Annotated in this window: 24 protein-coding genes; 19 read left to right on the forward strand and 5 right to left on the reverse strand. The window is 67.9% G+C overall.

Features of this window, described 5'->3' with window-relative positions; all coding sequences use genetic code 11:
• Nucleotides 1-5: 5 nt before the first annotated feature.
• Nucleotides 6-1,079, reverse strand: a complete 1,074-nt coding sequence (locus tag DIE21_RS28180) for a regulator (RefSeq protein ID WP_185642857.1) — start codon at nucleotides 1,077-1,079, stop codon at nucleotides 6-8.
• 172 nt (nucleotides 1,080-1,251) lie between these two features.
• Between DIE21_RS28180 and DIE21_RS28185 the strand changes: the two genes are divergently transcribed.
• The 9 genes from DIE21_RS28185 to ftsB all read left to right on the forward strand — a co-directional run bounded on the left by DIE21_RS28185 (nucleotide 1,252) and on the right by ftsB (nucleotide 12,325).
• On the forward strand, nucleotides 1,252-2,505 hold the full coding sequence (locus DIE21_RS28185) for a lipoprotein-releasing ABC transporter permease subunit (protein ID WP_124500750.1): 1,254 nt from the start codon (nucleotides 1,252-1,254) through the stop codon (nucleotides 2,503-2,505).
• Complete coding sequence (lolD, locus tag DIE21_RS28190) at nucleotides 2,498-3,256, forward strand: lipoprotein-releasing ABC transporter ATP-binding protein LolD (protein WP_409364655.1); 759 nt, start codon at nucleotides 2,498-2,500, stop codon at nucleotides 3,254-3,256. Before DIE21_RS28185 ends, lolD begins: the two co-directional genes overlap by 8 nt.
• A 65-nt stretch (nucleotides 3,257-3,321) precedes the next feature.
• Complete coding sequence (locus DIE21_RS28195; protein WP_124500752.1) at nucleotides 3,322-4,110, forward strand: TatD family hydrolase; 789 nt, start codon at nucleotides 3,322-3,324, stop codon at nucleotides 4,108-4,110.
• A gap of 57 nt (nucleotides 4,111-4,167) precedes the next feature.
• The gene (locus DIE21_RS28200; protein WP_124500753.1) at nucleotides 4,168-6,657 is read left to right on the forward strand and encodes a DNA internalization-related competence protein ComEC/Rec2; all 2,490 of its coding nucleotides are present in this window, start codon (nucleotides 4,168-4,170) and stop codon (nucleotides 6,655-6,657) included.
• A 229-nt stretch (nucleotides 6,658-6,886) separates the two neighbouring features.
• Nucleotides 6,887-7,732, forward strand: a complete 846-nt coding sequence (locus DIE21_RS28215) for an alpha/beta fold hydrolase (RefSeq protein ID WP_124500754.1) — start codon at nucleotides 6,887-6,889, stop codon at nucleotides 7,730-7,732.
• A 182-nt stretch (nucleotides 7,733-7,914) separates the two neighbouring features.
• Nucleotides 7,915-9,573, forward strand: coding sequence for a CTP synthase (locus DIE21_RS28225; RefSeq protein ID WP_124500755.1), 1,659 nt, complete (start codon nucleotides 7,915-7,917; stop codon nucleotides 9,571-9,573).
• Nucleotides 9,570-10,424 (forward strand): 3-deoxy-8-phosphooctulonate synthase, encoded by an 855-nt coding sequence (kdsA, locus tag DIE21_RS28230; protein ID WP_124500756.1) that lies wholly within the window; start codon nucleotides 9,570-9,572, stop codon nucleotides 10,422-10,424. Before DIE21_RS28225 ends, kdsA begins: the two co-directional genes overlap by 4 nt.
• A gap of 106 nt (nucleotides 10,425-10,530) precedes the next feature.
• Nucleotides 10,531-11,814 carry a phosphopyruvate hydratase gene (gene eno / locus DIE21_RS28235; protein WP_124500757.1) on the forward strand — a complete coding sequence of 428 codons (1,284 nt, stop codon included), beginning with the start codon at nucleotides 10,531-10,533 and terminating at the stop codon, nucleotides 11,812-11,814.
• A gap of 82 nt (nucleotides 11,815-11,896) precedes the next feature.
• Nucleotides 11,897-12,325 carry a cell division protein FtsB gene (ftsB, locus tag DIE21_RS28240; RefSeq protein WP_124500758.1) on the forward strand — a complete coding sequence of 143 codons (429 nt, stop codon included), beginning with the start codon at nucleotides 11,897-11,899 and terminating at the stop codon, nucleotides 12,323-12,325.
• A gap of 94 nt (nucleotides 12,326-12,419) precedes the next feature.
• Here the strand turns inward: ftsB and DIE21_RS28245 are convergent, their stop codons facing one another.
• From DIE21_RS28245 to DIE21_RS28255, 3 genes are all read right to left on the reverse strand, one after another.
• Nucleotides 12,420-12,773 carry a hypothetical protein gene (locus DIE21_RS28245; RefSeq protein WP_124500759.1) on the reverse strand — a complete coding sequence of 118 codons (354 nt, stop codon included), beginning with the start codon at nucleotides 12,771-12,773 and terminating at the stop codon, nucleotides 12,420-12,422.
• 140 nt (nucleotides 12,774-12,913) lie between these two features.
• Nucleotides 12,914-13,864, reverse strand: coding sequence for an Hsp33 family molecular chaperone HslO (gene hslO, locus DIE21_RS28250; RefSeq protein WP_124500760.1), 951 nt, complete (start codon nucleotides 13,862-13,864; stop codon nucleotides 12,914-12,916).
• A 25-nt stretch (nucleotides 13,865-13,889) separates the two neighbouring features.
• Nucleotides 13,890-14,414, reverse strand: a complete 525-nt coding sequence (locus DIE21_RS28255) for a gamma carbonic anhydrase family protein (RefSeq protein ID WP_124500761.1) — start codon at nucleotides 14,412-14,414, stop codon at nucleotides 13,890-13,892.
• Between the two features lie 150 nt (nucleotides 14,415-14,564).
• Between DIE21_RS28255 and DIE21_RS28260 the strand changes: the two genes are divergently transcribed.
• The 10 genes from DIE21_RS28260 (at nucleotide 14,565) to DIE21_RS28305 (ending at nucleotide 23,621) form a co-directional block, all read left to right on the forward strand.
• Complete coding sequence (locus DIE21_RS28260; protein WP_124500762.1) at nucleotides 14,565-15,416, forward strand: ferritin-like domain-containing protein; 852 nt, start codon at nucleotides 14,565-14,567, stop codon at nucleotides 15,414-15,416.
• 184 nt (nucleotides 15,417-15,600) lie between these two features.
• Nucleotides 15,601-16,491 carry an alpha/beta fold hydrolase gene (locus tag DIE21_RS28265; protein WP_124500763.1) on the forward strand — a complete coding sequence of 297 codons (891 nt, stop codon included), beginning with the start codon at nucleotides 15,601-15,603 and terminating at the stop codon, nucleotides 16,489-16,491.
• A gap of 79 nt (nucleotides 16,492-16,570) precedes the next feature.
• Nucleotides 16,571-17,401: a 3',5'-nucleoside bisphosphate phosphatase gene (locus DIE21_RS28270; RefSeq protein WP_124500764.1), complete on the forward strand. Its 831-nt coding sequence runs from the start codon at nucleotides 16,571-16,573 to the stop codon at nucleotides 17,399-17,401.
• A gap of 70 nt (nucleotides 17,402-17,471) precedes the next feature.
• The gene (locus DIE21_RS28275) at nucleotides 17,472-18,104 is read left to right on the forward strand and encodes an L-threonylcarbamoyladenylate synthase (protein WP_124500765.1); all 633 of its coding nucleotides are present in this window, start codon (nucleotides 17,472-17,474) and stop codon (nucleotides 18,102-18,104) included.
• Nucleotides 18,105-18,149: 45 nt separating this feature from the next.
• Nucleotides 18,150-18,812, forward strand: coding sequence for a site-2 protease family protein (locus DIE21_RS28280; RefSeq protein WP_124500766.1), 663 nt, complete (start codon nucleotides 18,150-18,152; stop codon nucleotides 18,810-18,812).
• An 8-nt stretch (nucleotides 18,813-18,820) separates the two neighbouring features.
• The gene (locus tag DIE21_RS28285) at nucleotides 18,821-20,023 is read left to right on the forward strand and encodes a tryptophan--tRNA ligase (RefSeq protein ID WP_124500767.1); all 1,203 of its coding nucleotides are present in this window, start codon (nucleotides 18,821-18,823) and stop codon (nucleotides 20,021-20,023) included.
• Nucleotides 20,024-20,032: 9 nt separating this feature from the next.
• Complete coding sequence (locus DIE21_RS28290; protein WP_124500768.1) at nucleotides 20,033-20,635, forward strand: bifunctional 2-polyprenyl-6-hydroxyphenol methylase/3-demethylubiquinol 3-O-methyltransferase UbiG; 603 nt, start codon at nucleotides 20,033-20,035, stop codon at nucleotides 20,633-20,635.
• 47 nt (nucleotides 20,636-20,682) lie between these two features.
• Nucleotides 20,683-21,588 carry a 4-hydroxy-tetrahydrodipicolinate synthase gene (gene dapA / locus DIE21_RS28295; protein ID WP_124500769.1) on the forward strand — a complete coding sequence of 302 codons (906 nt, stop codon included), beginning with the start codon at nucleotides 20,683-20,685 and terminating at the stop codon, nucleotides 21,586-21,588.
• A 106-nt stretch (nucleotides 21,589-21,694) separates the two neighbouring features.
• Nucleotides 21,695-22,840, forward strand: a complete 1,146-nt coding sequence (gene bamC, locus DIE21_RS28300; RefSeq protein ID WP_124500770.1) for an outer membrane protein assembly factor BamC — start codon at nucleotides 21,695-21,697, stop codon at nucleotides 22,838-22,840.
• 4 nt (nucleotides 22,841-22,844) lie between these two features.
• Nucleotides 22,845-23,621 (forward strand): MBL fold metallo-hydrolase, encoded by a 777-nt coding sequence (locus DIE21_RS28305; protein ID WP_124500771.1) that lies wholly within the window; start codon nucleotides 22,845-22,847, stop codon nucleotides 23,619-23,621.
• 309 nt (nucleotides 23,622-23,930) lie between these two features.
• Here DIE21_RS28305 and DIE21_RS38320 read toward each other — a convergent pair whose 3' ends face one another.
• On the reverse strand, nucleotides 23,931-24,176 hold the full coding sequence (locus DIE21_RS38320; protein ID WP_011657350.1) for a hypothetical protein: 246 nt from the start codon (nucleotides 24,174-24,176) through the stop codon (nucleotides 23,931-23,933).
• Nucleotides 24,177-24,200 lie beyond the last annotated feature (24 nt).

Raw genomic sequence — 24,200 nt, forward strand, 5'->3', positions numbered from 1 at the left:
TTGGGTTATTCGAACAGGGAGGCCAGCGCGCGGCGGCGCCAGAACTTGCGCAGGTCGCCGCGCGTCGCATGCAGCGTCACGGAGCTGGTGTCGCCGCACAGCGTGAAGTCGACGCTCGCCAGCTTGCCGTTGCGCAGCGCGGCGAGGGACGGCGCGAACCAGTCGCGCTCGAGCGCGGCGAGCGCGTCGTGCCAGCGAGCCCAGTCCTGTTCGATGAACGGGGCGGACAGCGTCGGCAGCTCGACGAGCGTCGCGCCGGCGGCGGGCAGCGCATCGAATGCGGCCGGCACGGCGCCGGCCTCGGCCTGCGCGGCGCGCGCGAGGCCGAGCGCCGCGGGCGACGTGGACAGCACGCGCGCGAACGGCTTGCCGACCGGCTTCAGTGTGCCTTGCGCGTGGAACCAGATCGAATTGACGGCGGGCAGCCCGCGCGCTTCGCGCGCTTCGTTGACCGGATGCTGGAACCACGCCATCTGCACTTCGTTCTGCAGCTTCATCCACATCCGCGAACGTTCGCCGGTGTGCGCTTCGTGCGGCAGCCAGATCTCGATGTTGCGGCCGCTCGCGCGCAGCGGCGCGGCGCCGGCGAGGCGGGCGAGCTGCTCGCTCGACAGGTACCAGCGAGCCGGCTGCGGCGCTTCCAGCCGCACGCCGAGCTCCTCGATCAGCGGGCGCGCGACCGCCAGCAAGGCGGCCGCGTCGCCGTCCTCGAGCGCGAGGCTCGCCGGATCGACGAGCACGAGGTGATCGTGCGCGATTTCGACGTGGACAGGCTCGACGCACGCCCAGGCCTGCGTGCCGGGGTCGCCGCCGTCCGCCAGCAGCATGTAGGGCGCGAGCGGCGCCTCGTCGGCGGCGTTGCCCTGGGTCGCGCCGAACTGGCGGGCCAGCCAGCGCTCGTGCGGCAGCGTGCGCTGGAAGTCCTCGCCGGCCACGCGCTCGACGAGGCTTGCGCGGGCGAGCAACTTTTCGAGCGCGGGGCTGTCCAGCGTGTGCAGGGACGAGGCCGCATCGGCCGCCGACGGCAGCGCGAACGGAACGAGAAAATGGAGGCGTCGGTCGTGCATGATGGTGCGCATTGTATGGCAAACTGCGCGCGTGATCGGGCCGGCTAACGGCCCGATCGGGCTCGATTGGGCCCGATTGCGTCCGGCGGCCGCTTTTTCGGCCGCGCCCGGGCGGCCGGCCGCCGCCGGACGGCGCTCCGGGCGCGGGCCGCCATCCCCGCCGTAACCAGCAGAAAGGATTCGCTTGAAACTTCCGTACGAATGGCAGATCGGCTGGCGCTACACGCGCGCCGGCAAACGCACGACCGGCAACGGCTTCATTTCCTTCATCGCGCTCGTGTCGATGCTCGGGATCGCGCTCGGCGTCGCGGCGCTGATCGTCGTGCTGTCCGTGATGAACGGCTTCCAGAAGGAGGTGCGCGACCGCATGCTGTCGGTGCTCGCGCACGTCGAGGTGTTCTCGCCGACCGGCTCGATGCCCGACTGGCAATTGACCGCGCAGGAAGCGCGCCGCAACCCGTCGGTGACCGGCGCGGCGCCGTACGTCGACGCGCAGGCGCTGCTCACGCGCCAGGACGCGGTGAGCGGCGTGATGCTGCGCGGCATCGAGCCGTCGCTCGAGCCGCAGGTGTCGGACATCGGCAAGGACATGAAGGCGGGCCAGCTGACCGCGCTCGTGCCCGGCCAGTTCGGCATCGTGCTCGGCGACGCGCTCGCCGGCAACCTCGGCGTGACGGTCGGCGACAAGGTCACGCTCGTCGCGCCCGAAGGCACGATCACGCCGGCCGGCATGATGCCGCGGCTCAAGCAGTTCACGGTGGTCGGCGTGTTCGAATCGGGCCACTACGAATACGACAGCACGCTCGCGATGATCGACATCCGCGATGCCGAGGCGCTGTTCCGGATGTCCGCGCCGACCGGCGTGCGGCTGCGGCTTACCGACATGCAGAAGGCGCCGCAGGTCGCGGTCGAGCTGTCGCATACGCTGTCGGGCAGCCTGTACATCCGCGACTGGACCCAGCAGAACAAGACCTGGTTCTCGGCCGTGCAGATCGAGAAGCGGATGATGTTCATCATCCTCACGCTGATCATCGCGGTCGCCGCGTTCAACCTCGTATCGTCGCTCGTGATGACGGTGACCAACAAGCAGGCCGACATCGCGATCCTGCGCACGCTCGGCGCGCAGCCGGGCTCGATCATGAAGATCTTCGTCGTGCAGGGCGTGACGATCGGCTTCGTCGGCACCGCGTCGGGCGTCGCGCTCGGCTGCCTGATCGCGTGGAGCATTCCGTGGCTGATCCCGATGATCGAGCATCTGTTCGGCGTGCAGTTCCTGCCGCCGTCGGTGTACTTCATCAGCGAGCTGCCGTCCGAGCTCGTCGCGGGCGACGTCATCAAGATCGGCCTGATCGCGTTCGCGCTGTCGGCCGTCGCGACGCTCTATCCGAGCTGGCGCGGCGCGAAGGTGAAGCCGGCGGAGGCGCTGCGCTATGAATGACCGCGCGACCGCATTCGCGGATTCACGACAACCCATCAGACAGGATTCGGCAGGTATGCAGGAATACGTGCTTCAGGCGCGCGGGATCACGAAGGCGTTCGTGCAGGGCGGCTTCAACGTGCAGGTGCTCAACAACGCCGAGCTGACGGTGCGGCGCGGCGAGAAGCTCGCGGTCGTCGGCGCGTCGGGCTCCGGCAAGAGCACGCTGCTGCACGTGCTGGGCGGCCTCGACGAACCGGGCGCGGGCGAAGTGTCGCTGCTCGGCAAGCCGTTTACGCAGCTCGCCGAGCGCGAGCGCAACGAGCTGCGCAACCGCGCACTCGGCTTCGTCTACCAGTTCCATCACCTGCTGCCGGAATTCACCGCGCTCGACAACGTCGCGATGCCGCTGCGCATTCGCCGGATGACGACCGAGGATGCGCGCGAACAGGCGCAGGCGATGCTCGAACGCGTCGGTCTCGGCCCGCGTGCGAAGCACCGGCCGGGCGAGCTGTCGGGCGGCGAGCGGCAGCGCGTCGCGATCGCGCGCGCACTGGTGACGAAGCCGGCCTGCGTGCTCGCCGACGAGCCGACCGGCAACCTCGACGGCACGACGGCCGATACGGTGTTCAACCTGATGCTCGAATTGTCCGAGACGCTCGAAACGAGCTTCGTGATCGTCACGCACGATCCCGAGCTCGCCGCGCGCTGCGACCGCATCATGCGCTTGCGCGACGGCGTGCTGCACGAGGAGCCGGCGCTGCCGGTGTGAACGAACGCCTCCACCGTGCCGCGGGGTGAGTCCCGGCGTTGCGGCGAGGGCGCAGGAAAGCCGCCATGTGGATCGATACGCATTGCCATCTCGATGCCGCCGAATTTGACGGCGACCGCGACGCGGTCGCGCAGGCGGCGCGCGCGGCCGGCGTGTCGCGCATCGTGATCCCGAGCGTCGGGCGCGACAACTTCACGACGGTGCGCGAACTGGCGCAGCGCACGCCGGGCGCGGTCTATGCGCTCGGCATCCACCCGATGTATACGCCGCACGCGCGCGACGAGGATCTCGACCGGCTGCGCATGGAGATCGAGGCGAGCCTCGACGATCCGCGCTTCGTCGCGATCGGCGAGATCGGTCTCGACTACTTCGTGCCGGGGCTCGACGAAGCGCGGCAGCAATTCTTCTATCAGGGGCAGCTCAAGCTCGCGCGCGAATTCGACCTGCCGGTGCTGTGCCACGTGCGCAAGTCGCAGGACCGCGTGCTGGCCGGGCTGCGCCGCTTCGGCGTGCGGCGCGGCATCGCGCATGCGTTCAACGGCAGTTTCCAGCAGGCCGACGCCTATCTCGCGCAGGGGCTGCATCTCGGTTTCGGCGGCAACGCGACGTTCGGACGCGCGTTGCAGATCCGCCGGCTCGCCGCGCAGTTGCCGCTCGATGCGATTGTCGTCGAGACGGACGCGCCCGACATCGCGCCCGAGTGGGCGTACAAATCCCGCAACACGCCCGACCAGGTGCCGCGCATCGGCGACGTGCTCGCCGAGCTGCGCGGGATCGACGCACACGCGCTGTCCCTATCCACAACGGCTAACGCGCTCGCCGCGCTGCCGCGCCTCGCACTTTCGTCCGCATAATCGTTGCCGGAAGGCGCCGTCTCGACAACGGCGGCGTCAGGTCGACGAGGAGGCGCGATGCGCGTGTGGTGGATCGCGTTCGCGCTCGGCGTCGTCGTGCTGCAGCGGCAGGCGGCGTTGCCGGGCGCGGGCGGCTGGACTGGCGGGGCGGCCGTGCTGGCCGGTTGCGGCGCGCTGCTCGGATGGTCCGCGCGGCGCCGTCGAACCCGTGCGATCGTCGCGCTCCGGTGGATGCTGTGCGCAAGCGCCGCCTGTGCGATCGGATTCGGCTATGCGGCCGCGCGCGCCGAATGGCGGCTGCGTGACAGCCTGCCCGTCGAGCGGGAAGGGCGCGACATCGTCGTCACGGGCGTGATCCGCGGGTTGCCGGTGATCGACGACACTGGCGCGCGACTGTTGTTTGCCGTCGAATCGAACGACGCAGGGCTCGCCCGTTTCCCGCCGGTGATCCGGTTGTCATGGCGCACGTACGGCGCGGCCGACGCACGCGACACGATTCCCGATTTGCGCGCCGCGCAGCGCTGGCGTCTCGTGGTGCGCCTGAAGCGCCCGCATGCCGAGGCGAATCCCGGCGTGCGCGACAGCGAGGCGGCGTGGCTCGCCGCGGGCATTCGTGCAATCGGCTATGTCGTCGCGCCCGAGCGGGCGGAATTGCTTGACGCGTGCGCATCGGGATGGCGCGCGTCGATCGATCGGCTGCGCGACGCGCTGCGCACGCGTATCGGCGACGCGCTCGGCGGCGGCGCGCGCCATCGCGGCATCGTGACCGCGCTCGCGGTCGGCGATCAATCCGGCATCGGCGACGACGACTGGCGCGTGCTGCGCAATACGGGCACGAGTCATCTGGTCGCGATCTCGGGCCTGCACGTCGGGCTCGTCGGCGCGATTGCAGCCGCGATCGTGTCGATGGTCTGGCGGCGTCTGCGCTGGCGTGGCCGGGCCGCGGCGCTCGTGATGCCGGCGCCCTACGTGGCTTCGCTGGCGGCGCTGACGGCCGCCGCCGGGTATGCGGCGCTTGCCGGCTTCAACGTGCCGGCGCAGCGCGCGTGGTGGATGATCGCGGCCGGCGCGGCTGCCTATCTGGCCGGACGCAGCGTGCCGACGTCCGCGGTGTTGTGCGCGGCGCTCGGCGGCGTGCTGCTTGCCGATCCGTGGGCGGTGCTGTCGGCCGGGTTCTGGCTGTCGTTCGGGGCGGTCGCCGTGATCCTGATGGCGGTGGCGGGCTGGCGCGCGGTGCGCGCGTTCGACGGCGACGACAGTGCGCCGGATGGCGCCGCTGCGGTCGACCGCCGGCGCCGGCTGCGCGCATGGTGTACGCGTGCCGGGCGCCGTATCGCGGAGGCGACGCGCGTGCAGTATGCGGTGACGATCGGCCTCGCGCCGCTGACGGCCGCGTGGTTCGCGCAGATATCGGTATCGGGCCCGTTCGGCAATGCGTTTGCGATTCCGTGGGTCAGTTCGGTCGTGACGCCGATCGTGCTCGCCGGTATCGGGTTGCCTGCGCCGTTGGACGCGTGTGCATTCCGGCTCGCGCATGCGGCGCTCGAACCGATGATGGTGCTGCTCGGGCACCTCGCCGACTGGCCTGCCGGCGTGTTCTGGCTGCGCATGCCGGACTGGCCGGTGCTGGCGCTTGCGTGCGTGGGTGTCGTGTGGGCATTGATGCCGCGCGGCTGGCCGCTGCGCTGGGCAGCGCCGATGACGTGGCTGCCGCTGGTCGCGCCGGCGCCCGATGCGCCGCCGCCCGGCGGCTTCCGGCTGACCGTGCTCGACGTCGGGCAGGGCGCGGCGGTACTGGTCGAGACCGCGCGCCGGACCTTGCTGTTCGATGCGGGGCCGGGGGCGGAGTCGACCCATGCCGGTACGCGGATCGTTGCGCCGTCGTTGCGTGCACGCGGAATCCGGACCGTCGATTCGCTCGTGCTCAGCCACGCGGATGCCGATCACGCGGGCGGTGCGGAGGCCGTCTATGCGGCCGCCGAGGTCCGCCAGCTGCTTGCAGGCATTGCGCCGCAGCACCGGCTGTGGCGCGACGCGCAGGCGGCTGGCGTGGCGGATCGGCTGCCTTGCACGGCCGGGCAGCGGTGGACCTGGGACGGTGTCGCGTTCACGATGCTGTGGCCGCCGCGCGTCGCGGGCGCGGGGCCGTCGAACGAACGGTCGTGCGTGCTGCGCATCGACGCGGGCGGCACGTCGGCACTGCTGACGGGCGACATCGAAGCGCGCGCCGAGCGGCGGTTGGTGGCCGGCTCGCGCGATGCACTGGCCGCGCAGATCCTCGTCGTTCCGCACCATGGCAGCCGCACGTCGTCGGTCGAGCCTTTCCTCGATTCGGTCGGGCCGCGCGTCGCGGTATTTCCTGTAGGCTATCGCAATCGCTTCGGGCATCCGCACCGGACCGTCCTTGCGCGCTATGAGGCGCGCGGGATTCCGCTGCCGCGCACCGATTGCGACGGGGCCGTGCGGTTCGACGTCGCGCCGGCGGGCGGCGGTTTCGCGTTCGAGCGTTACCGCGATGCGCAGCGACGGTACTGGATGGACCGGTGATCGGCGTGAGGGCGCGCGCCAAGAAAAGAACCGGGGTAGGCGCTGAAGTGCCAACTTCCGTCGACCGCGAAGCATGGGACGGGGGTAAGTGCTAAAGCACTAACTCCGGTCGACCGCGAAGCATGGGACCGGAGTAAGCGCTAAAGCGCCAACTCCGGTCGACCGCGAAGCATGGGACGGGAGTAAGTGCTAAAGCACTAACTCCCGTCGACAAAGGAGACATCGGCGTTTGAAGGACATCCTCCACTTCTCGCATGCGAACGGTTTTCCGGCATCGACGTACCGGACGATCTTCGCCGAGCTGGCAGACGACTACGAGCTGCGCTACATCGAGCGCATCGGTCACGATCGCCGCTACCCGGTGACGCGCGACTGGCCGCATCTCGTCGAGCAACTGCTCGACGACATCGGCGGCCGCTACGAGCGCCCGGTCTGGCTCGTCGGCCATTCGCTCGGCGGCTACCTGTCGCTGATGGCCGCGCTGAAAAAACCGCAATGGGTGCGCGGCGTGGTGATGATCGATTCGCCGATCATCGCCGGATGGCGCGCCGGCGCATTGCGCGCAAGCCAGTGGGCCGGACTCGACGAACGGCTGTCGCCGGCGGCCGCGACGCGCAACCGGCGCACGCGCTGGGTGAGCCGCGACGAAGCCTGGCGGCACTTTCACGAGAAACCCGCGTTCGCCCGCTGGGACGAGCGGATGCTGTCCGACTACATCGACTACGGCATTCCGCAGGCGGGCGCCGACGGCGAACGCGCGCTCGCCTTCGACCGGCAGGTCGAATACCTGATCTACCGGACGTTGCCGCACACGCTCGGCCCGCGGCTCGCGCACGGCGCGCCGGTGCCGCTCGGTTTTCTTGCCGGCACGCGCTCGCGCGAAGTGCGGCAGGTCGGACTCGATGCGACGCGCCGCGCGGCGCGCGGGCGCATCGAGTGGCTCGAGGGCAGCCACCTGTTCCCGATGGAGCGGCCGATCGAGACGGCCCGCGCATTGCAGCGGATGCTGAATTCGCTGAAGGCGGCGGATGGCGGCGTGCCGCATGACGGCGTGGCGCTCGCGAGGCGCGCCTGACGCCTGATGCATCGTCCGGCGCACCGCGTCCCGCATGCGCGGTTGCACCGACCGGCCCGCCGGTTTGCCCCGGGCGCGCACGGCTGGCGCGGCGCAGCGCGAAAGGGCGGGATCATCGCGTCGATTGCTGAGAGAAGGGCGGGCTTTACGGTATAATCCGTTTTTCCCGCGAGCATCCAGCGATGACCAAATATGTTTTCGTCACCGGCGGCGTAGTTTCCTCCCTCGGCAAGGGTATTGCCGCCGCCTCCCTCGCCGCGATCCTCGAATCGCGCGGTCTGAAAGTCACCCTCCTCAAACTCGATCCCTACATCAACGTCGACCCCGGCACGATGAGCCCGTTCCAGCACGGCGAAGTGTTCGTGACGGAAGACGGAGCGGAGACCGACCTCGACCTCGGCCACTATGAGCGCTTCATCAGCACGAAGATGCGCAAGGCCAACAACTTCACGACCGGCCAGATCTACGAATCGGTGATCCGCAAGGAACGCCGCGGCGACTATCTCGGCAAGACCGTGCAGGTGATCCCGCACATCACGAATGAAATCCAGGCGTTCATCGAGCGCGGGGCGGCATCGGCTACCTGCGGCGAGCCGGACGTCGCGATCGTCGAGATCGGCGGCACGGTCGGCGACATCGAGTCGCTGCCGTTCCTCGAGGCCGCGCGCCAGATGAGCCTGCGCCTCGGCCGCAACAGCGCGTGCTTCGTGCACCTGACGCTCGTGCCGTACGTCGCGACGGCCGGCGAGCTGAAGACGAAGCCGACCCAGCACAGCGTGCAGAAGCTGCGCGAGATCGGCATCCTGCCGCACGTGCTGCTGTGCCGCGCGGATCGCCGCATTCCGGACGACGAATCGAAGAAGATCTCGATGTTCTCGAACGTGCCCGAAGACGCCGTGATCTCGGTGTGGGACGCCGACAGCATCTACAAGATTCCGCAGATGCTGCACGACCAGGGCCTCGACCGGATCATCTGCGAGGAGCTGAAGCTGTCGCCGAAGGACGCCGACCTGAGCATGTGGTCGGAGCTCGTCGAGAAGCTGGAGAACCCGAAGCACGAAGTGACGATCGGCATGGTCGGCAAGTATGTCGATCTGACCGAGTCGTACAAGTCGCTGATCGAGGCGCTGCGCCACGCATCGCTGCATACGTCGACCAAGGTCAACATCGAGTACATCGATTCGGAAGAGATCGAGACGAACGGTGTCGACAGCCTGAAGCACCTGGATGCGGTGCTCGTTCCGGGCGGTTTCGGCCGTCGCGGCACGGAAGGCAAGATCGCGGCGATCCGCTACGCGCGCGAGTCGAAGGTGCCGTACCTCGGCATCTGTCTCGGCATGCAGCTCGCGGTGATCGAATTCGCACGCGACGTCGTCGGCCTGAAGCAGGCGAACAGCACTGAATTCGAGCCGGACACGCCGGAACGCGTGGTCGCGCTGATCACCGAGTGGTACGACCGCGACGGCAAGGTCGAGACGCGCACCGAAGAGTCGGATCTCGGCGGCACGATGCGCCTCGGCTCGCAGCGCTGCCCGATCAAGCCCGGCACGATGGCCGAAGAGATCTATGGCAAGGATGTGAACGAGCGCCATCGCCACCGTTATGAAGTCAATAACCGCTTCGTGCCCCAGCTCGAAGCCGGCGGCCTTATCATCAGCGCCCGTACCCCGAGCGAGGATCTGCCGGAAATGATGGAGCTGCCGCGTTCGATGCACCCGTGGTTCGTCGGCGTCCAGTTCCACCCGGAATTCACGTCGACGCCGCGCGACGGCCATCCGCTGTTCAAGTCGTTCGTCGAAGCCGCGCTCGCCAACAAGCAAGCGCGCGGAGTGAAAGCATGAAGCTGTGCGATTTCGAGGTCGGTCTCGACCAGCCTTTCTTCCTGATCGCGGGTACCTGCGTCGTCGAATCGGAGCAAATGACGATCGACACGGCAGGCCGCCTGAAGGAGATCTGCGAGAAGCTGAACGTGCCGTTCATCTACAAGTCGTCCTACGACAAGGCGAATCGCAGCTCGGGCAAGTCGTTTCGCGGCCTCGGAATGGACGAGGGCCTGCGGATCCTCGGCGAGGTGAAGCGCCAGCTCGGCCTGCCGGTGCTGACCGACGTGCATTCGATCGAAGAGATCGAGCAGGTCGCGTCGGTCGTCGACGTGCTGCAGACGCCCGCGTTCCTGTGCCGCCAGACCGACTTCATCCAGGCGTGCGCACGCTCGGGCAAGCCCGTCAACATCAAGAAGGGCCAGTTCCTCGCGCCGCACGACATGAAGAACGTGATCGACAAGGCGCGCGACGCGGCGCGTGAAGCCGGTCTGTCGGAAGACCGCTTCATGGCGTGCGAGCGCGGTGTCTCGTTCGGCTACAACAACCTCGTGTCCGACATGCGTTCGCTCGCGATCATGCGCGAGACGAGCGCGCCGGTCGTGTTCGACGCGACCCACTCGGTGCAGCTGCCGGGCGGGCAGGGCACGAGCTCGGGCGGCCAGCGCGAATTCGTGCCGGTGCTCGCACGTGCCGCGGTCGCGACGGGCGTCGCGGGCCTGTTCATGGAAACGCACCCGAATCCGGCCGAAGCGAAGTCGGACGGCCCGAACGCGGTGCCGCTGAACCGGATGAGCGCGCTGCTGGAGACCCTCGTCACGCTCGATCAGGCGGTGAAGCGCAATCCGTTCCTGGAAAACGATTTCAACTAAAGATCGAATGAACCTTGCGGCGGCTTCGCGCGTCTGTAGCGAAAGCAGTGTCGGCACGCGTGCCGTCGCAGTTTGAAGAATCCATCGTCATTCTCAGAGGAAACCCATGAGTGCAATCGTAGATATCATCGGCCGCGAGATTCTGGATTCGCGCGGCAACCCCACCGTCGAATGCGACGTGCTGCTCGAATCGGGCACGATGGGCCGCGCGGCGGTGCCGTCGGGCGCGTCCACCGGCTCGCGTGAAGCGATCGAACTGCGCGACGGCGAAACCGGCCGCTACAACGGCAAGGGCGTGCTGAAGGCCGTCGAGCACATCAACACCGAAATCTCCGAAGCCATCATGGGCCTCGACGCGTCGGAACAGGCGTTCCTCGACAAGACGCTGCTCGAGCTGGACGGCACCGACAACAAGTCGCGCCTCGGCGCGAACGCGATGCTGGCCGTGTCGATGGCCGTCGCGAAGGCAGCCGCTGAAGAAGCCGGTCTGCCGTTGTACCGCTACTTCGGCGGCTCGGGCGCGATGCAGCTGCCGGTCCCGATGATGAACATCGTCAACGGCGGCGCGCACGCGAACAACAGCCTCGACATCCAGGAATTCATGATCGTCCCGGTCAGCCAGCCGACGTTCCGTGAAGCTCTGCGTTGCGGCGCGGAAGTGTTCCACGCGCTGAAGAAGATCCTGAGCGACCGCGGCATGAGCACGGCAGTCGGCGACGAAGGCGGTTTCGCACCGAACTTCGGCAGCAACGACGAGTGCCTGTCGACGATCCTGCAGGCGATCGAGAAGGCCGGGTACCGTGCGGGCGAAGACGTGCTGCTCGCGCTCGACTGCGCGGCATCCGAGTTCTACCACGACGGCAAGTACCAGCTCGCGGGCGAAGGTCTGCAACTGTCGTCGGCCGAATTCACCGACTACCTCGCGACGCTCGCCGACAAATTCCCGATCGTGTCGATCGAGGACGGCATGCACGAAGGCGACTGGGAAGGCTGGAAGCTGCTGACCGAGCGCCTCGGCAAGAAGGTGCAGCTCGTCGGCGACGACCTGTTCGTCACGAACACGCGCATCCTGAAGGAAGGCATCGAGAAGGGCATCGCGAACTCGATCCTCATCAAGATCAACCAGATCGGTACGCTGACCGAAACGTTCGCGGCAATCGAAATGGCGAAGCGCGCGGGCTACACGGCCGTGATCTCGCATCGCTCGGGCGAAACGGAAGATTCGACGATCGCGGACATCGCGGTCGGCCTGAACGCCGGTCAGATCAAGACGGGTTCGCTGTCGCGCAGCGACCGCATCTCGAAGTACAACCAGCTGCTGCGCATCGAGGAAGATCTCGGCGATATCGCGAGCTACCCGGGCAAATCGGCTTTCTATAACCTGCGCTAACGCGCTACTATCGGGTTCGTCATCTCGACGCCGCTCTGTGCATGTCGCGCGGAGCGGCGCTTCTTATATCTGCGTCTTCTACATGCGGCTTGTCACTGTCGTCCTGATTGCCTTGCTGGCGCTCATTCAGTACCCCCTATGGTGGGGACACGGCGGCTGGTTGCGGGTGCACGAATTGCGTCAGCAACTCGGCGACCAGTTGCAGAAGAATGCGGACGAGAAGCTGCGCAATGAGCGGATCGCGGGCGAAGTGCAGGATTTGCAAGGCGGCACCGCGGCCATCGAGGAGCGTGCGCGCTACGAGATGGGCATGGTGAAGGACGGCGAAGTATTCGTGCAGTTCGTGTCGCCGAATGCGCCGGCCGTGCCGTTGAACAACGCGCCTTCGAACACGACGTCGACGCGCGGTGCCGTGTCTGCGGCGCCCGTACGTGTCGTGCCGAACCCGCAGTCGATCGCGAAGCCGTCACGGCATCACGGCGGCGAGAAGGGCAAGGCCGCGCATCACTGAGCGCGGTAGTCCGAATCATTGAACAAGCGCGGGAAATGCCGCGCTTTTTTATTTCCTGCCGGTTTTCAATCGACTCGATCGGCGCGGTGAAGCATTACCACCACCAGCCCGGGTAGCCATAGCCGATGCCGGTGCCCCACCGGTTTCCCCAACCGCCGCTGTAATAGCCGCCGTAGACGGTCACGGGCGGCGGCGCGTAATACGCCCAGGCGCGCGCGGCGGCCTCGGCCGCCATCGCGTTGTTCTGCTCGCGCAGCACCTGCCGGTCGATCTCGTCGTAGCGTTTGCGCTCCGCGCTCGACAGCGCTGGCGGCTGGCCGCCCGATGCGCCCGGTTCGGGCAGGCGGCTCAGGATCGTCGACGAAGGCGGCTGCACCGCGCAGCCGGCGAGGGCCAGCGTGCCGGCGGCGACGCCGGTCAGGACGAAGGTGCGGAACGGGCGATTCATGTGTTTCTCCAGCAGCGCGCCGACAGCGGAAAGCGGCTTGCGCCGAAGGCCGGGCCTGCGGCGCCTGAGCCGTGCGTGCGACGCTCGTGCGTCATTATGCGCCCGCGCCCGCGCCCGCGTCGCGGGCACGGGCGCGCGGCTCAGTGACGCTGGTCGGTCGCGGGCGTGATGCCGGTCGCGAGTCCCGGCGCGGCGAACAGCTGCGCGACGTCGACGGGATCGAATTCGTAGCGCTGGTTGCAGAATTCGCAGTGGATCTCGACGTGACCGCGCTCGACGATCACGCTGTCGACTTCTTCGCGGCCGAGCATGCGCAGCATCGCGCCGACCTTCTCGCGCGAGCACGAGCACTGGAAGCGCGTGCCGGCCGGTTCGAAGTGCTGCACGTTTTCCTGCCAGAAGAGCCGGCGGAACACGACTTCCGGTTCGACCTCGAGCAGTTCCTTCGCGGACAGCGTGCCGCCGAGCGTGCAGACGCGCTCCCACGTGTCGGCGTCCGTCTCGGCGTTGCGCGGCACGATGCCGCCGTCGCCTGGAAGCTTCTGCAGCAGCATGCCGACCGCGCGGTCGCGATCGGCCGCGAGCCACAGCCGCGTGTCGAGCTGCTCCGAATGGTGCATGTACTGTTCGAGCATCTGCGACACCGATTCGAGCGGACCGTCGACGCCGTTCAGCGGCACGATGCCCTGGTACGGCTGCTGGCCCGGCAGTTTCTCGGCCGGGTCGAGCGTGATCACGCAACGGCCGTGGCCGCTCGCGTTGACGAGCGACGCGAAGCTGGTGTCGTCGCCGATCGTCTGCGCCGCGTCGCCGGCGAACTTGGCCGTGGCCCGCATCGACAGGTCCGAGCCGCACTGGACGACCAGCATCTGGACCGGCCCGTCGCCGAAGATCTGCATGATCAGGGTGCCGTGAAATTTCAGGTTCGCGGACAGCAGCGCACACGCGGCCATCATCTCGCCGAGCACCGTGCGCACCGGGGCAGGGTAGTCACGGCGGGAAAGCACCTCTTGCCACGTGTTGCGCAGCGACACGATCTCGCCGCGCACGGGTGCCGAATTGAACATGAATTTCTGTAACTGGTCGCTCACTCTTCTTCCTTGAAATCCGCGCGAATCACCCGATCCGCACGAGTTGCTCCTTGAAATGCGCACGCCGCTCGACGTACGTCTTCGCATTTGCGCGCAGCCGCGCGATGTCGTCTGCCGACAGCTCGCGCACGACTTTCGCCGGGGCGCCGACAATCAGCGAGTTGTCCGGGAACGTCTTGCCTTCCGTCACGACCGCGCCGGCACCAACCAGACAGTTGCGGCCGATGACCGCGCCATTCAAGACCACCGCCTGAATCCCGATCAGCGACCCTTCGCCGATCGTGCATCCGTGCAGCATCGCCTGGTGCCCGATCGTCACGTTTTCGGCAATCGTCAGGGGAAAGCCGGGGTCCGTGTGCAGGACCGCGCCTTCCTGGACATTGCTGCCGGTGCCGACCGTGATCGTCTCGTTGTCGCCGCGGATCGTCGCGCCGAACCATACGCTCGCGTTTTCCTCGAGCACGACCTTGCCGATGATGGCCGCCGTATCGGCGACGAATACGCTTTCGTGGATCGTCGGGGCCGTCTCGCCCAGTTTGTAGATCGTCACGGAGTCTCCTGGTCTCTTCGATGATGGGCGCCGGTAGAATGGCGCGTCTGGCGTGCCGTGCGCATTGCGTCGCGGCACAAACACTTATTGTAAACCGTCACGCGCATGCGCTCCCGCGATGCGCGCGGACGGTGCCCCCGTTTGACGAGCATGGAGCCTTCTTCTTTCACCGCTGCGCCGCGCTGCGTGCGCCGCGCGGCGCTCGACGCGCTGCGGATGTCCGAGCCGGCCGCCAAGGCCGCGCGGGTCCGCGCGTTGTACGACGCGCTGCTGGCCGGGCAGGCCGCGATCGCGCCGGCGCTCGACCTGGGCGAGCCGGCCGACCTGCCCGGCCGTCCGGCGCGCCCGCCGCTCGTCGAGCCGCGCCAGCTCGAGCGCCGCAGCATGCGCTCGCCCGCGGGGCGCGCGGTGCTGCTGCACGCGCTCGCGCATATCGAATTCAATGCGATCAACCTCGCGCTCGACGCCGTGTGGCGCTTCGCCGGGATGCCGGACGCGTTCTATGCGGACTGGCTGAAGGTCGCGGCCGAGGAGGCCTGTCACTTTGCGCTGCTGTCCGACCGGCTGGCCGGGTTCGGGCATGCGTACGGCGATTTCCCCGCGCATAACGGGCTGTGGGAGATGTGCGAGCGGACCAAGGCCGACGTGCTCGCGCGGATGGCGCTCGTGCCGCGCACGCTCGAGGCGCGCGGGCTCGACGCGTCGCCGCCGATCCGCGCACGGCTCGTGCAGGCGGGCGACGACGCATCCGCGGCGATCCTCGACGTGATCCTGCGCGACGAGATTGGCCATGTCGCGATCGGGAATCGCTGGTTCCGGCACCTGTGCGACGAGGCCGGCCGCGATCCGGTGCCCACCTACCGCGAACTCGCCGAGCAGTACCATGCGCCGCGGCTGCGCGGGCCGTTCAATTTCGACGCGCGTCGCACCGCGGGATTCGAGCAGGCGGAGCTGGACGAACTCGCCGCGCAGGACGCGGCGGACGGCAAGCCGGCGAGTTAGGGCGGCTACGCGGTGCGAAAGCCGGCGCCGGCCGGCCATGCGACCGTTCGGCGCCATTCCTGGGGTACCCGATGCGGCGGCTCCCTGTCGCTAGAGACGCTAGAGAACTGCCTCGACTGCCGGCCGCCGGAACGGAAGCGTCGTCGCTATAATCGAACGATCATTCTTTTTTCTGGCGGTTGCAATGAGTGCCTCGAGTTCTGTTTCCGATTTCGTCACGGTGCGCGGCGTCAAGCTGCATGTGCGGCGCTGGGGCCGGCCCGATGCGCCGACGCTGTTCATGCTGCACGGCTGGATGGACGTCGCGGCATCGTTCCAGTTCGTCGTCGACGCGCTCGCGGGCGACTGGCAGGTGATCGCGCCGGATGCGCGCGGCTTCGGCCTGTCTGACTGGCCGGTCGCGCGGCAGGGCGGTGGTCATTACTGGTTCCACGCGTACCTGGGCGACCTCGATGCGCTCGTCGATCACTATGCGCCGACTGGCGAAGTGAACCTGATCGGGCACAGCATGGGCGCGAACGTCGTGTGCCTGTACGCGGGCGCGCGGCCGGAGCGCGTGCGGCGCGTGGTCGACCTCGAAGGGTTCGGGCTCGCCCCCGCTCGGGCCGAGCAGGCGCCGCGCCGGCTGCGCGGCTGGCTCGACGAACTGCGCGAGCCGCCGGTGCTGCGCCCTTACGCGTCGCTCGACGACGTGGCGGCCCGGCTGATCAAGACCAATCCGCGGCTCGATCCGGGCCGTGCCGCGTTCCTCGCCGCGCACTGGTCGAAGCGCGGCGACGACGGTCTGTACCACCTGCTGGCGGACCCCGCGCACAAGATGGCGGGCCCGCTGCTGTACCGGCTCGACGAGGTGATGGCCGTCTGGAAGCAGGTGCGTGCGAAGGTGCTGCACGTCGAGGCCGTCAATTCGCCGACGCTCGCATACCTCGCGGGCGACATCCCGCTGCCGGAGTTCAAGGCGCGCTTCGGCGCGTTCCCCGACTGGCGCGAAAAGCTCGTCGACGATGCCGGTCACATGGTCCATCACGACCAGCCGGAGCAGATCGCGGCGCTGATCGAGGCGTTCTGCGCGTAGCCCGGCGGCAGCAGCAGGGCAGGCGGGCGGCGCAATTGCCGCGTTGCAGTAGAATGAAGCCTCACCTGCCATACCGACGATGAACGCTGATCTCCACTGCCATTCGAATGTTTCCGACGGGTTGCTGTCGCCTGCCGACGTCGCGCGCCGCGCCCATGCCGGCGGCGTGACCCTCTGGGCGCTGACCGACCACGACGAGATCGGCGGCCAGGCGGCGGCGCGCAGCGAGGCGGAGGCGCTCGGGATGCGTTACCTGGGCGGCGTCGAGATCTCGGTCACGTGGGCGTCGCGCACCGTGCACATCGTCGGCCTCAACATCGATCCGTCGAACCCGGCGCTCGTCGATGGCCTCTATCGCACGCGCCACGGCCGCGCCGCCCGTGCGCGGGCGATCGCCGCGCAGCTCGAGACGCTCGGCATTCCCGGCGCGTACGAAGGCGCGCTGAAGTACGTCTCGAATCCCGACCTGATCTCGCGCACCCACTTCGCGCGCTTTCTCGTCGAGAACGGCCACGCCGCATCCACTTCCGACGTGTTCGACCGCGTGCTCGGCGACGGCAAGCCCGGATTCGTCCCGCACCGCTGGGCGACGCTGTCCGACGCCGTCGCATGGATTCGTGCGGCGGGTGGCGACGCCGTGGTCGCGCACCCGGGCCGCTACCGCTATACGCCGGTCGAATTCGACGCATTCTTCGCCGAATTCATCGATCTCGGTGGCCGCGCGATCGAGGTCATCACGGGCAGCCACACGCCCGATCAGTACCGCGAATACGCGGACGTCGCGCGCCGCTTCGGCTTCGAGGTGTCGCGCGGTTCGGATTTCCATGCGCCGGGCGAGGGCCGCATCGAGCTCGGCAGCCTGCCGCCGTTGCCGCCCGACCTGAAACCGGTCTGGGAGCGCTGGCTCTGACGCGCAGCGGCCGCTTGCCGTTCGCGCTGCCGTCGGCGCGCATCCGACTTCTCCCTCTTTACGTGTCCCCATGTCCCAGTTCTTCAGGATTCATCCGGATAATCCGCAGCCGCGCCTGATCAAGCAGGCCGCGGACATCGTCAGCAAGGGCGGCGTGATCGCGATGCCCACCGACTCGAGCTACGCGCTCGCGTGTCACCTCGACGACAAGGACGCGGTCGAGCGCGTGCGCCGCATTCGCGGCCTCGACGAGAAGCAGCACCTGTCGCTGCTCGTGCGCGACCTGTCGGAACTGGCCAACTTCGCGATGGTGGACAACCGCCAGTACCGGCAGATCAAGTCGGTGACGCCGGGCCCGTACGTGTTCATCCTGCAGGCGACCAAGGAAGTGCCGCGCCGGCTGTCGCACCCGTCGCGCAAGACGATCGGGCTGCGCGTGCCCGATCACGCGATCACGCTCGCGCTGCTCGAATCGCTGGGCCAGCCGCTGCTTGGCACGACGCTGATCCTGGCGCCGGACGACGAGCCGCTCAACGATCCCGAGGACATCCGCGCGCGGCTCGAAAAGCAGGTCGATCTCGTGATCGACGGCGGTGCGTGTCCGCGCGAGCCGTCGACGGTGATCGACCTGACGGGCGACGAGCCGCAACTCGTGCGAGCGGGGCGCGGCGCGCTCGAACCGTTCGGGCTGTCGGCCGCGTAAGTGCCGATCATTTTTGCGCGAGTGCGCTTGTTACAATAACGCGATATGAATGCTTCCCTGATACAGACCATCGCCGTCTACGCGCTGCCCGTGATCTTCGCGATCACGCTGCACGAGGCCGCGCACGGCTATGCCGCGCGCCTGCTCGGCGACAACACCGCCTACATGATGGGGCGCGTGTCGTTCAACCCGATGCGCCACATCGATCCGCTCGGCACGATCGCGATCCCGCTCGCGATGTATTTCCTGACCGGCGGCGCGTTCCTGTTCGGCTATGCGAAGCCGGTGCCGGTATCGTTCGGCAACCTGCGCGACCCGCGCTGGGGCAGCCTGTGGGTGTCGCTCGCGGGCCCGGCCTGCAACTTCGTGCAGGCACTGATCTGGGGCGTGCTGACCATCGTGCTGCCCGCGGCTGGCATCGACGAGCCGTTCTTCACGCGGATGGCCTATGCGGGCGTCAGCGCGAACCTGGTGCTCGGCGTGCTGAACCTGTTTCCGCTGCCGCCGCTCGACGGCGGCCGCATCCTGGCGGCGCTGCTGCCGCCGAAGCAATCGATCGCGCTGTCGCGCATCGAGCCGTACGGTTTCATCATCGTCCTCGTGCTGGTCGCGACGGGCGTGCTGACGAACTTCTGGCTGCGGCCGCTCGTGAACGCCGCGGCCGGCGTGCTGAGCGCCATCCTGTCTCCATTCGCCTCGCTTTTCTAACGACAATCATGTTCCCAGATCGTATTTTCTCCGGCATGCGACCCACCGGGTCGCTGCACCTCGGCCACTACCACGGCGTGCTGAAAAACTGGGTGAAGCTGCAGTCCGAGTACCCGTGTTTCTTCTGCGTGGTCGACTGGCATGCGCTGACGACGCACTACGAAACGCCCGAGGTCATCGAGAAGAACGTGTGGGACGTGCTGATCGACTGGCTCGCGTCCGGCATCGACCCGGCGCAGGCGACGCTGTTCATCCAGAGCAAGGTGCCCGAGCATGCGGAACTCGCGCTGCTGCTCGGCATGAGCACGCCGCTCGGCTGGCTCGAACGCGTGCCGACCTACAAGGAGCAGATGGAGAAGCTGAAGGACAAGGACCTGTCGACCTACGGCTTCCTCGGCTACCCGGTGCTGATGGCGGCCGACATCCTGCTGTATCGCGGCTCGCTCGTGCCGGTCGGTGAAGACCAGGTGCCGCACGTCGAGATGACGCGCGAGATCGCGCGCCGCTTCAACTACCTGTACGGCCGCGAGCCGGGCTTCGAGGAGAAGGCGCTCGAGGCCGCGAAGAAGCTCGGCGGCAAGCGCGCGAAGCTCTATCACGAGCTGCGCAATGCGTACCAACAGGAGGGTGACGACGAGGCGCTCGAACAGGCGCGCGCGATGCTGCAGGAATCGCAGAGCCTGTCGATGAGCGACCGCGAGCGCCTGTTCGGCTATCTCGAAGGCGCGCGCAAGATCATCCTGGTCGAGCCGCAGGCGCTCTTGACCGAAGCGTCCCGGATGCCGGGCCTCGACGGCCAGAAGATGTCGAAGTCGTACGGCAATACGATCGGCCTGCGCGAGGATGCGGAGACGATCACGAAGAAGGTCCGCACGATGCCGACCGATCCGGCGCGCGTGCGCCGCACCGATCCGGGCGATCCCGACAAGTGCCCGGTGTGGCAGCTGCACCAGGTCTATACGGACGAGACGACGCACAAGTGGGTGCAGAACGGCTGCCGCTCGGCGGGCATCGGCTGCCTCGACTGCAAGCAGCCGGTCGTCGAAGGGATCCTGCGCGAACAGCAGCCGATGCTCGAGCGCGCGCAGAAGTACATGGACGATCCGTCGCTGCTGCGCGCGATCGTCGCGGACGGTTGCGACAAGGCGCGCAAGCACGCGGTCGAGACGATGCGCGACGTGCGCGAGGCGATGGGCCTGTCGTACACCTGACCTGACGGCATGCGCGAACCTGTCATTGCCGCCGCGGGCGGCCACGTCGCCCAGACCGAGCCGTCGCGCTGGGTCGCCCGGTGGTCGCGGCTCGTTCCGGCGGGCGGCGCGGTGCTCGACGTCGCCGCGGGCGGCGGCCGCCATGCGCGCTGGTTTGCGTCGCACGGGCATCCGGTCGTCGCGCTCGACCGCGATCCGGCCGCGCTGGCCGCATTGCGGGCGATTCCCGGCGTCGACGCGCGCGACGCCGATCTCGAGGGCGCGCCCTGGCCGCTGCCGGCCAATGCGTCGTTCGCGGCCGTGATCGTCACCCATTATCTGCATCGTCCGCTCTGGCCCCATCTGCTCGATGCGGTGGCGCCGGGCGGCGTGCTGATCTACGAAACCTTCGCGCAAGGAAACGAAACGGTCGGCAAACCGTCCAATCCCGCGTTCCTGCTCGCTTCGGGCGAGCTGCTGGACGCGGTGCGCGGCCGCCTGCGGGTGGTCGCGTACGAGGACGGATTCGTCGCCGCGCCGCGCGAAGCGTTCGTGCAGCGCATCTGCGCGGTACGCGAGGGTGCGACCCCGACGGCGGGGGCGGGAATTCCACGTTACGAACTGCCCGGCTAATCCGCTACAATCTCAACGTTTACCGGTACATCAATCAATCGCGTTTCATGGCTAACGGCACCCAAGACGGCATTCAAATCCGCGGCAGCATCCCCGCGATCGTCACCCCGATGCTCGAAGACGGCAGTCTCGACCTGCCGGCGTTTCGCAAACTGATCGACTGGCACATCGAGGAAGGCACCGACGCACTCGTCGTGGTCGGCACGAGCGGCGAGTCGGCAACGCTCAACGTCGAAGAGCACATCCTGATGATCCGCACGGCGGTCGAGCATGCGGCGAAGCGCATCCCGATCATCGCTGGCGCGGGCGGCAATTCGACCGCGGAGGCGATCGAGCTGACGAAGCACGCGAAGGCCGTCGGCGCCGACGCGACGCTGCAGGTCGTGCCGTACTACAACAAGCCCACGCAGGAAGGGATGTACCGGCACTTCAAGGCGATCGCCGAAGCGGTCGACCTGCCGGTGATCCTGTACAACGTGCCGGGCCGCACGGTCGCGGACATGGCGCACGAGACCACGCTGCGCCTCGCGCAGGTGCCGGGCATCATCGGCGTGAAGGAAGCGACGGGCAACATCGATCGCGCCGCGCACCTGATCAAGGCCGCGCCGAAGCATTTCGCGATCTACAGCGGCGACGATCCGACCGCGATCGCGCTGATGCTGCTCGGCGGCCACGGCAATATCTCGGTGACGGCGAACGTCGCACCGCGCGCGATGAGCGACCTGTGCCGCGCGGCGCTGGCCGGCGATGTCGCGACGGCGCGCGAGCTGCACATGAAGCTGCTGTCGCTGCACAAGAACCTGTTCATCGAGGCGAACCCGATTCCGGTGAAGTGGGCGCTGCAGGCGATGGGCAAGATGCAGGGCGGCATCCGCCTGCCGCTCACGCCGCTCGACGCGCGCTGCCACGATGTCGTGCGTTCGGCCCTCGTCGAGGCCGGCGTTCTCGCCTGATGCACAGGCGGCCGCGCCCTGCGGCCGCCGACCCCTCATCAACCCGCACCGGCCGGCTCCGTCCGGCGCCGCTCCTGACGAGCGTTCTAGCAAGACGAAGGATTTCATGAAACGTTTCGCCTTTTCCTCTCGCGCCATCCAGGTTTCGGTGGTGGCGCTGGCGCTGGGCGCGCTCGCCGGCTGCGATACGCTGAACGACTATCTGGCTCCTGACCGGGTCAACTACAAGAACACGGGTTCGGCGCCGCCGCTCGCGGTGCCGAGCGACCTGAAGCCGGTGCCGACGACCCAGCAGTTCGTCGCACCGCCGAGCAACGCCGGTCTCGGCACGCTGCCGCCGCGGGCGACGACGGCCGCAGGCAACGCGACCGACGGCGTCCCGAGCGCGCAGGATCCGCTCGGCATGCATATCGAGCGCGACGGCGACCGTCGCTGGCTCGTGGTGGATGGGCGCACGCCCGAGCAGCTGTGGCCGATCCTGAAGGAATTCTGGCAGGAGAACGGCTTCTCGCTGAAGACCGACGCACCGTCGACCGGCATCATGGCCACCGACTGGGCCGAGAACCGCGCGAACATTCCCGACGACTGGTTCCGGCGCACGATCGGCAAGGTCATCGACTTCGCGTACTCATCCGGCACGCGCGACCGTTTCCGTACGCTCGTGAACCGCACGCCGAACGGCAACACCGACATCTCGATCACGCACAGCGCGATGGAGGAAATGATGGTCGGCCCGCAGGGCGGCACGTCGTCGCGCTGGGAAGAGCGTCCGCGCAACCCGGTGCTCGAGGCCGTGTTCCTGTCGAAGCTGATGCAGAAGTTCGGTCTGAGCGACGCGCAGGCGAAGCAACTGCTGACCGATGCGCGTCCCGCGACAGCGCCGGCGCAGGTCAGCGACACGAGCAGCGGCGCCGCGACGCTGCAGCTCGCGGAATCGTTCGACCGCGCATGGCTGCGCGTCGGGCTCGCGCTCGACCGCACCAACTTCGCGGTCGACAATCGCGACCGCGAGAAGGGCCTGTACACGGTCCGCTACGCGAACACGATGGAAGAGCTCAAGCGCGACGGGCTGTTCGGCAAGCTGTTCTATGGCGGCCCGTCGGCGGCCAAGCCGGGCAAGGAATACCTGGTCAACGTGCGCGCGCAGGGCAACGGCGGCACGCAGGTCGCGGTGGTCAACGCGAACGGCCAGGTCGACAACTCGTCGGACGCGCAGCGGATCATTTCGCTGTTGCACGCCCAGCTGAACTGACCGCGTGCGCTTCGCCAGCCTCGGTAGCGGCAGCGAAGGCAACGCGCTGGTCGTCGAGGTCTCGAGCGGCACGACGACCACCCGCGTGCTGCTCGACTGCGGTTTTTCAGCGAAGGAGGTCGAGCGCCGCCTCGGCCGCCTGAATCTCGGCATCGACGATCTCGATGCGATCCTCATCACCCACGAACACAGCGACCACGTCGGCAGCGCGCTGACGCTCGCGCGGCGCGGGTCGTTGCCGCTCTACATGAGCTGGGGCACGGCGCGCGCGGTGGGCGCGGACGAGGCCGATGTCGATCTCCACGTGTTGTGGGGCGACGAGACGGCCGCGATACGCGATCTGGCCGTGATGCCCTATACGGTGCCCCACGACGCGCGGGAACCGCTCCAGTTCGTCTTCATGGATGGTTGCCGCCGGCTCGGCGTGCTGACCGACGTCGGGATGGCCACACCGCACATCACGGCCGTCCTGAGCGGTTGTGACGCGCTGGTGCTCGAATCCAACCACGATACCGCGATGCTGGCCGGGAGCCGTTATCCGCAGTCGCTGAAGGCGCGGATCGGCGGCAATCACGGCCACCTGAGCAACGATGCTGCCGCCGGCATCCTCGCGTCGCTCGAACGCAGCCGCCTCCAGCACCTGGTCGCCGCGCACCTGAGCCAGCAGAACAACCGGCCCGAGCTGGCCCGCCAGGCGTTGGCCGGCGTGCTGGGAACGGACGGGGAGGACGTGGTCGTGGCCACGCAGGACGCGGGCTTCGACTGGCTCACGCCAGGCTGAGCGGCGCGGGAGAGGGCGGAACGGCACCGGGTTGCCGGGCGCGACGTGCGTGCGGAACCGACAGGCATAAAAAAACCGGCCCGAAGGGCCGGTTTTTTTTCAGCTGATGCTGAGGCTTACTGGCTTGCGCCCGAAGCCGGAGCAGCCGTCGCTGCCGAAGCAGCCGACGCCACAGCAGCAGCTGCGTCGCTCGCAGCAGCCGTCGCCGACGAAGCAGCAGCCGAAGCGTCGCTCGCAGCACCAGCAACTGCCGAAGCAGCCGTCGAAGCAGCAGCAGCTGCGTCGCTTGCAGCCGACGAAGCAGCTTGATCAGCGCTCTTGTTGCAAGCAGCCAGTGCAACAGCAGCCAACAGGGAAGCTACGAGGAGGGATTTCTTCATGATCACGTCCTTTTATGGTTAAAGGTAAGCAACAGCGCGAAACAATACCGGTAATGTGCTCCAACACCGACCTGGGCCGCTGGTGGAGACGCACTTCTAGAGCGTGAATCTTCCCTACGGCTTGGGCGGAAATTATATGCACTTTCCTATCGACCGTCGACAAATGCGGGGTCAATACGTTGTCTTTCCCATACAGAAT

The sequence above is a fragment of the Burkholderia sp. Bp9140 genome, assembly GCF_003853425.1.
Classification (GTDB): Bacteria; Pseudomonadota; Gammaproteobacteria; order Burkholderiales; family Burkholderiaceae; genus Burkholderia.